This is a genomic window from Escherichia sp. MOD1-EC5950, from assembly GCF_002965345.1.
Classification (GTDB): Bacteria; Pseudomonadota; Gammaproteobacteria; order Enterobacterales; family Enterobacteriaceae; genus Escherichia; species Escherichia marmotae.
The window spans coordinates 1-444 of record NZ_PTSR01000142.1; the positions used below are offsets into that span (position 1 = coordinate 1).

Annotated in this window: 1 tRNA gene and 1 rRNA gene; both read left to right on the forward strand. The window is 47.1% G+C overall.

What is annotated here, in order from left to right:
* Nucleotides 1-67: ribosomal RNA gene (locus BEA93_RS24715) — 16S ribosomal RNA — on the forward strand; the annotation flags it as partial.
* Between the two features lie 85 nt (nucleotides 68-152).
* Nucleotides 153-228 (forward strand) — tRNA-Glu (locus tag BEA93_RS24720).
* Nucleotides 229-444 lie beyond the last annotated feature (216 nt).

Genomic DNA, 444 nt, shown 5'->3' on the forward strand with positions numbered 1-444 from the left:
ATTCATGACTGGGGTGAAGTCGTAACAAGGTAACCGTAGGGGAACCTGCGGTTGGATCACCTCCTTACCTTAAAGAAGCGTTCTTTGAAGTGCTCACACAGATTGTCTGATAGAAAGTGAAAAGCAAGGCGTCTTGCGAAGCAGACTGATACGTCCCCTTCGTCTAGAGGCCCAGGACACCGCCCTTTCACGGCGGTAACAGGGGTTCGAATCCCCTAGGGGACGCCACTTGCTGGTTTGTGAGTGAAAGTCGCCGGCCACTGTATCTCAAAACTCACTTACGAGTGATGTTTGAGATATTTGCTCTTTAAAAATCTGGATCAAGCTGAAAATTGAAACACTGAACAACAAAAGTTGTTCGTGAGTCTCTCAAATTTTCGCAACACGATGATGGTTCGTAAGAAACATCTTCGGGTTGTGAGGTTAAGCGACTAAGCGTACACG